We start from the raw sequence: 6,981 nt of genomic DNA, 5'->3' as shown, positions 1-6,981 counted from the left end.
TTTATTGTTTATTCGAGGATTGTTATCTCTGTGATAAATCCTTTTGAATACAATGTATAAAGTATTGATAAGGGAGGTGTTCACATGTCAATCTGTCCAAAGAATAAGAGCTCTAAGGGTCATAGAGATGCTCGTAGAGCAAACTGGAAGATGAGTGCTCCAGCACTTGTTAAGTGCAGTAACTGCGGAGAGCTTATGGTTCCTCACAGAGTTTGCAAGGCTTGCGGTTCTTACAACAAGAAAGAGATCGTTAAAGTTGAAGCATAAAATTGATTAAACAATATAAGCCACTTCTTAGGAGGTGGCTTTTTTGTTTAATTAGAACTTTTAATTGACTTTTTATACATTTATCATTACTCTATAAATAGACCTGAATATGGCAATAGTTTAAATACTTTGATGCAGGAATGTACTGTGAGGCTAATCATAAACAATTTAAAAAGGAGAAGAATAAGATGAACAAAACCTGGTGGAAAGAAAGTGTAGTATATCAGATATATCCAAGAAGCTTTTACGACAGCAATGGTGATGGTATAGGTGACTTAAAGGGAATAACTGAGAAACTCCCTTATCTAAAAGAACTTGGAATAAATGTAATCTGGCTATCGCCTGTTTATCAGTCTCCTAATGATGACAATGGCTATGACATAAGCGACTACGAAGCTATAATGACAGAGTTTGGCACTATGGATGACTTTGATGCAATGCTTGATAAGGCTCATAGTTTGGGTATTAAAATAGTTATGGATTTGGTGGTTAACCATACTTCTGACGAACATAAGTGGTTTATTGAAAGCCGCAGTTCCAAGGACAATCCAAAGCGTGACTACTACATATGGAAGGACGGGAAAGATGGCAAGGAGCCAAATAACTGGGGTTCCTGTTTTTCAGGTTCAGCCTGGCAGTATGATGAGAAAACAGGACAGTATTATTTACATCTATTTTCAAAGAAACAGCCTGACCTTAACTGGGAAAATGAAAAGGTTAGGGAAGAAGTCTATGCTATGATGAACCGTTGGTGTGAAAAGGGCATAGATGGCTTTAGAATGGACGTTATCAGCCTTATATCAAAGGATCAAAGCTTCCCTGATGGCCCAACCAATGGAGGCCTTTATGGAAGCTTTGAAGCCTGCGTTAATGGACCAAGAGTGCATGAGTATTTGCAGGAAATGAATAAAAAGGTTTTGTCAAAATATGACCTTATGACCGTAGGTGAGTGTGCAGGCGTAACTGTCGAGGAGGCTAAAAAGTATGCAAACTCTGCCGGAACTGAGCTTAGTATGGTATTTCAGTTTGAGCATACAGGGCTTGACAATGGAGAGACTATGAAGTGGTCAACAAAGAGGATTCCATTAGTTCCTCTTAAAGAGAACCTTACTAAATGGCAGAAGGGGCTTAATGGAGTAGCGTGGAATAGCCTTTATTTCTGTAACCATGACCAGCCTAGGATTGTATCAAGACTAGGCAGTGAAAAAGATGAATATAGAGAGCTTTCTGCAAAATGCATAGCCACCTGTCTACATATGATGCAGGGAACTCCTTATGTGTATCAGGGCGAAGAGCTTGGTATGACCAATACGGTATTTAAGTCAGTAGATGACTTTAGAGACCTTGAATCAATCAATGCTTATCATGAGCTCACTGAAAATGGAATAATCAGCCCTGAGGAACTTTTTCCTAAGCTTTGCCATCAGAGCAGGGATAATGCAAGAACTCCAATGCAGTGGGATGACAGTGAAAATGCGGGCTTTACTACCGGAAAACCTTGGATAAATGTTAACCCGAATTACAAAAAGATAAATGCCAAGGAACAGCTAACAAGAGAGGATTCTGTATTTAATTATTATAAAAAGCTTATTTCATTAAGGAAAGAACATGAAATTATAGTTTATGGTGATTATGAATTACTCCTTCCTGATGATGAGGATCTCTTCGTATATTTAAGAAAGCTGAATAATAATATAATATTGGTTGCTTGTAATTTTTCTGAAAATACAAGAAACTTTGACTATAATGATTTTGGAGATGGTAGACTATTAATCAATAACTATAAAGATATTGACCTTAATAACTTGAAATTAAGACCATTTGAAGCATTTGCCATACTTTATTAGAATGGATTCTAGGGTTTATATGGCGGGAGGATGAAGGTTTGGATAATCTGTTATATATTGTAATTGGTTTGTTGTCGATATTGGTTGTTTTACTTCTTTTTTCAAGGAATAAAATCCTTAGGGAAAAGAAGGAAGCCGAAAGAAAGCTAAAAGATACCTTGAGTGACCTTGACAATGTCTACAGCGAGATAAATACAACCCAAGAAGAGCTTAATATGAAGTACAGGGAGATAAAGATGGGTGAAGACAAGATAAAAAAGCTTGCCTATGAAGATTCTTATACAGGACTCCCTAACGGTGTTGCCTTTATTGAGATGCTTACACATACTCTTGAAACCCTCAGAAAAGAAGAGTATGTCGGCATCATGTATATTGACCTTGATAATTTCAAGCAGATAGATGATATGTGGGGACACACAAACTGTGATGAACTAATACTTGATGTGAGCCACAGACTCAGACAGAATTTAGATGAAAATGATTATTTGGCAAAGATGAGCGGTGACGAATTCATGGTTCTTAGCCAAAATATCAGAGACTTAGCAGATTTTGATGAGAAACTAAAAAGAATAGGTAATTCGTTCAGATTCCCTTTCATCACATCATTTGGACAATTAGTTGTAACAACGAGTATAGGCGCGGCAGTTGCTCCTAGAGATGGAACTAAGGCAGATATCCTTATCAAAAATGCCTCAACTGCTCTTACAGAGGCAAAGCATCTTGGTAAAGATAATTATTGTTATTATACTGAGGAAATGACTACTAAAGAAATCGAAAATATGGAACTTCAGTCAAGCCTTACTAATGCTATTAAAAATGACAGCTTAATTGTTAAATATGCTCCGGTTTATGAACTTAAAAGTAAAAACTACGATACACTTCGTATGAGACTTCTCTGGGATAGAGGAGAGCAGGGGGTATGGTATGCAAGAAAATTCATAGGTTTTGCTGAAAAAACAGGTCAGATATTTGCTTTAGGTGAGAATACATTTAAAAAGATTTGTGAGGAAATGAAAACTTTTGCAGATAAAAAGGTAATCCTTCCTCTTTCAAAAAGGCTGGTGCTTAACTACGAATTTAGAAATAAGCTATACAGCATAGTTGAAGAGAGTGATATAGATGTACATAGGCTAACAATTGAAATAGATGAAAATATTTTAATCTCAGACTTGCCTGAGTTTAGCTTTGTTTTAGAAGAAATGGTTGCAAAAGGCTTTAGCTTTAGAGTTGGAAGATACGGAACAGGTGGTATGTCTATGGAGATACTTAAGACGCTGCCTGTATCTCAGATTTCAATTGCTGTAAACAGGCTTTTACAGGAGGATGACGAGGATGAAGTTATTCAGTATTTGAAGATAGTAACTGATGTAGCTAAAAAGTTAGATAAATCTATATCATTTTCAGGAATTACGGATGAAGTGGCAGATAGTATTGCCCTTGAATGTGGTGGAGAATATGTGGAGGGAGAGTTCTATGGACCTCTTTTAACTGTGGATGAAATCAAATAATTGTGCAATATGCCAAAGTTTGGTCATTATTTTTGGTTATTTTGCCGTTGTAATTGTGATAAATTTATTTTATAATTTGAATTGTTTATTTGATTCGGCAAATTGGGGGAAAGCGGTGAAACTTGAATTACAATGAATTTGTCGAGGCAGTTAGAGAAGGACTGCAGAGAAGGCTTGGTTCTTCTTATGAGGTTGTACTGAAAAAGGTTACTAAGAATAACGATGTATGCCGCTATGGCCTTTCATTATTCTGCAAAGATGCTAAGGACAATAAAAAGGTATCCAGGATTGTATACCTGGAAGACTTCTATAGAGAATTCTGTGAGAATCAGTCTTATGAATTAAGCTTGATACAGGATGAACTCTATGACATCTTTATGGATTTTACTACTCCTAAGTTCGATGAAAGAGACTATACAGATATTGGCATAATAAAAGACAGAATAATCTTTGAGCTGGTCAATTTTGAGATGAATCAGGGACGGCTAAGTGGCAGGCCTTATATCAAGGTAATGGATTTGGCGGTTATATTTGCCTTTGTTGCCACGGATCTTGGAAAAGACTTTGGGGTGGTTCACATCACCAATGAGATAGCAGACCAGTTTGGCCTTAGTAGTGCTGAACTTTGGGAGATAGCTAAAAAGAATACGCCAAAGCTATTGGCTCCTGATGTAGTTCCTATGTCAAGCTTCATTCCTGCTAAAGACAGGGAAGAGGATATCGAGGAAATGTACATAGTTTGTAACAAGAGAAAGAGCTGTGGTGCGGGAGTTATCTTGTATGATGAAATTTTGGACAATATATCTTCTAGCTTAGAATCTGATTTATACATCCTTCCAAGTTCCATACATGAAACCATTATTATCAAGGCTACTAAAGACAAGGAAGTGGCAATTTTGCAGGATATGGTTCAGAATATCAACAATACAGTGGTTTCTGATGAAGATGTACTCTCAGACAAGGTATATTGTTATTACAGAAACAGCAAGAAGCTTGAGATAGCATAATTAATTATGAAAGGGTTCGGGTTTTTCCCGTTCCCTTATTTTGTTTTAATTGTGTATATTTTTTTCCCAAATCAGCAAAAGATGGCTGTTTTAATGCTCTTTATCCAAATAAATAATAAAAAGTTGGCATAACATTAGTAAAATTTCAACATAATACTTGAAAAATATCCGTAATAATTGTAAAATATATATATGTACTAAATCCGAGTTTCAGGCTACATAAGTTTGTGGCAGATTGGAGAAGATTATGGACATTTTTAAGTATGAAAGAATTAGAAACGTAGCTCTACTTGGCCATGGCAGCTGCGGAAAGACTACACTTGCAGAGGCCATGGCGTATGTAACGGGTGTAATTACAAGACAGGGGAAAATTGAGGATGGTTCAACCATAAGTGATTATGACAAAGAGGAGCAGAAGAGAACATTTTCTATCCAGACTTCTGTTATTCCTATTGTAAGTGATGAAACAAAGATTAATATTTTAGATACGCCGGGGTATTTTGATTTCGTAGGTGAAGCAGAGCAGGCTGCAAGTGCAGCCGATGCAGCCGTTATTGTAATTTCTGCTAAGGCAGGAGTTCAGGTGGGTACAGAAAAGGCTTGGAATCTTTGCGAAAAATATAAACTTCCAAGAATGTTCTTTGTAACTGATATGGATGATGATAATGCCAGCTACAGGAAGGTAGTGGAAGCATTACAGGAACTATATGGAACAAGGGTTGCTCCTTTCCAGTTACCTATTCGTGAAAATGAAAAGTTCGTTGGTTTTGTAAATGTGGTAAAAATGGCCGGACGTAGATTTAATAACGACGGCACTTATATAGAATCTGATATCCCTGACTATTCTATGGAATATTTACAGACTTATAGAGATGCTCTCTTAGAGGCAGTTGCTGAGACAGGCGATGACATGATGGATAAATACTTCAATGGTGAAGAATTTACTCAGGCTGAGATGTCTACGGCACTTAGAAAGAGCGTTGGCGATACAAGTCTTGTACCTGTGCTTATGGGTTCAGGCCTTGAAGCTAAGGGAGTTAGAAACCTTATCGACCAGATAGTTAACTACTTCCCTTCACCAAACAAGACTATTATTACAGGTATCAATCAGAAGACCGGCAACAGCTTCCATGCTGATTATGACGAGAATAAAGAGATGACTGCTAAGGTATTTAAGACAATAGCTGATCCGTTCATCGGCAAGTTCTCACTTATTAAGATATGTTCTGGTGTACTTAAGGCAGATTCAACTATCTACAATGTAGCAAAGGATGCTGAGGAGAAGATATCAAGGCTTTATGTGCTTAGAGGAAAAGAGCAGATAGAGGTTAAGGAGCTTCACGCAGGGGATATCGGTGCAATTGGAAAGCTTGATATAGCTACCGGTGACAGTATAGCTACCAAGGCTGTACCTGTGGTATATGACAAGCCTTCATTCTCTGTTCCATATACATATATGAGATATGTAACCAAGAATAAAGGTGATGACGATAAGATAGCAAGTGCATTATCGAAGATAGTAGATGAAGATCCAACCATTAAGCTTGTAAATGACAGTGCAAACCGCCAGTCACTCATCTACGGTATTGGAGATCAGCAGCTTGAGGTAGTAGTTAGTAAGCTTGCAAACAGATATAAGGTTGATATCGAGCTTCTTAAGCCACGTATTCCATATAAGGAGACTATTAAGAAGAAGGTTTCAGTTCAGAACAAGTATAAGAAGCAGACTGGTGGACATGGTCAGTACGGTGATGTACATATTACCTTTGAGCCTTCAGATGACCTTGAAAAACAGTATATTTTTGAAGAAACCGTATTTGGTGGTGCAATTCCAAAGAACTTCTTCCCTGCCATTGAAAAGGGTATAGCTGAGTGTGTGGCAAAGGGACCTCTTGCAGGTTATCCTGTAGTTGGACTTAAGGCGACTCTTACAGATGGTTCTTATCATCCTGTAGATTCTTCTGAAATGGCATTTAAGACTGCTGCAATGCAGGCATTTAAGGACGGATTTATGCAGGCTATGCCTATACTTTTAGAGCCTATTGTGACTCTTAGAGTGGTTGTTCCTGACGAATTTACTGGAGATGTAATGGGTGATCTTAACAAGAGAAGAGGAAGAGTAAGTGGAATGAACACTCTTTATGATGGAAGAACTGAGATTCTTGACGATATTCCGCAAGCAAGTCTTATGGGATATTCCACCGACCTAAGGTCTATGACAGGAGGAATAGGGGAATATTCTTATGAATTCAGCCACTATGAGGCAGCTCCTGCAGATGTTCAGGCTAAGGTAGTTGAAGAAAATGCTGCAAGTTCCAAGGAAGAGTAATAGTATTTACTTGTACAATTTGA

5 protein-coding genes are annotated in these 6,981 nt (G+C 37.6%); all 5 read left to right on the top strand.

Annotated features, from left to right (window positions below; genetic code table 11):
• Positions 1–84: 84 nt before the first annotated feature.
• The 5 genes from rpmF (at position 85) to ACO6HM_RS03615 (ending at position 6,958) form a co-directional block, all read left to right on the top strand.
• Complete coding sequence (rpmF, locus tag ACO6HM_RS03635) at positions 85–267, top strand: 50S ribosomal protein L32 (protein WP_023353071.1); 183 nt, start codon at positions 85–87, stop codon at positions 265–267.
• 188 nt (positions 268–455) lie between these two features.
• The gene (locus ACO6HM_RS03630) at positions 456–2,114 is read left to right on the top strand and encodes a glycoside hydrolase family 13 protein (protein ID WP_485389810.1); all 1,659 of its coding nucleotides are present in this window, start codon (positions 456–458) and stop codon (positions 2,112–2,114) included.
• Positions 2,115–2,152: 38 nt separating this feature from the next.
• Positions 2,153–3,622 carry a diguanylate cyclase domain-containing protein gene (locus ACO6HM_RS03625; RefSeq protein WP_485389809.1) on the top strand — a complete coding sequence of 490 codons (1,470 nt, stop codon included), beginning with the start codon at positions 2,153–2,155 and terminating at the stop codon, positions 3,620–3,622.
• Between the two features lie 122 nt (positions 3,623–3,744).
• Positions 3,745–4,629 carry a DUF5688 family protein gene (locus tag ACO6HM_RS03620; RefSeq protein WP_485389808.1) on the top strand — a complete coding sequence of 295 codons (885 nt, stop codon included), beginning with the start codon at positions 3,745–3,747 and terminating at the stop codon, positions 4,627–4,629.
• A 247-nt stretch (positions 4,630–4,876) separates the two neighbouring features.
• Positions 4,877–6,958, top strand: coding sequence for an elongation factor G (locus ACO6HM_RS03615; protein WP_485389807.1), 2,082 nt, complete (start codon positions 4,877–4,879; stop codon positions 6,956–6,958).
• Positions 6,959–6,981 lie beyond the last annotated feature (23 nt).

Source organism: Catonella sp., assembly GCF_057250765.1.
Note: the sequence above shows the minus strand (reverse complement) of the source record. Positions and strands in the feature narration are given on the sequence as shown.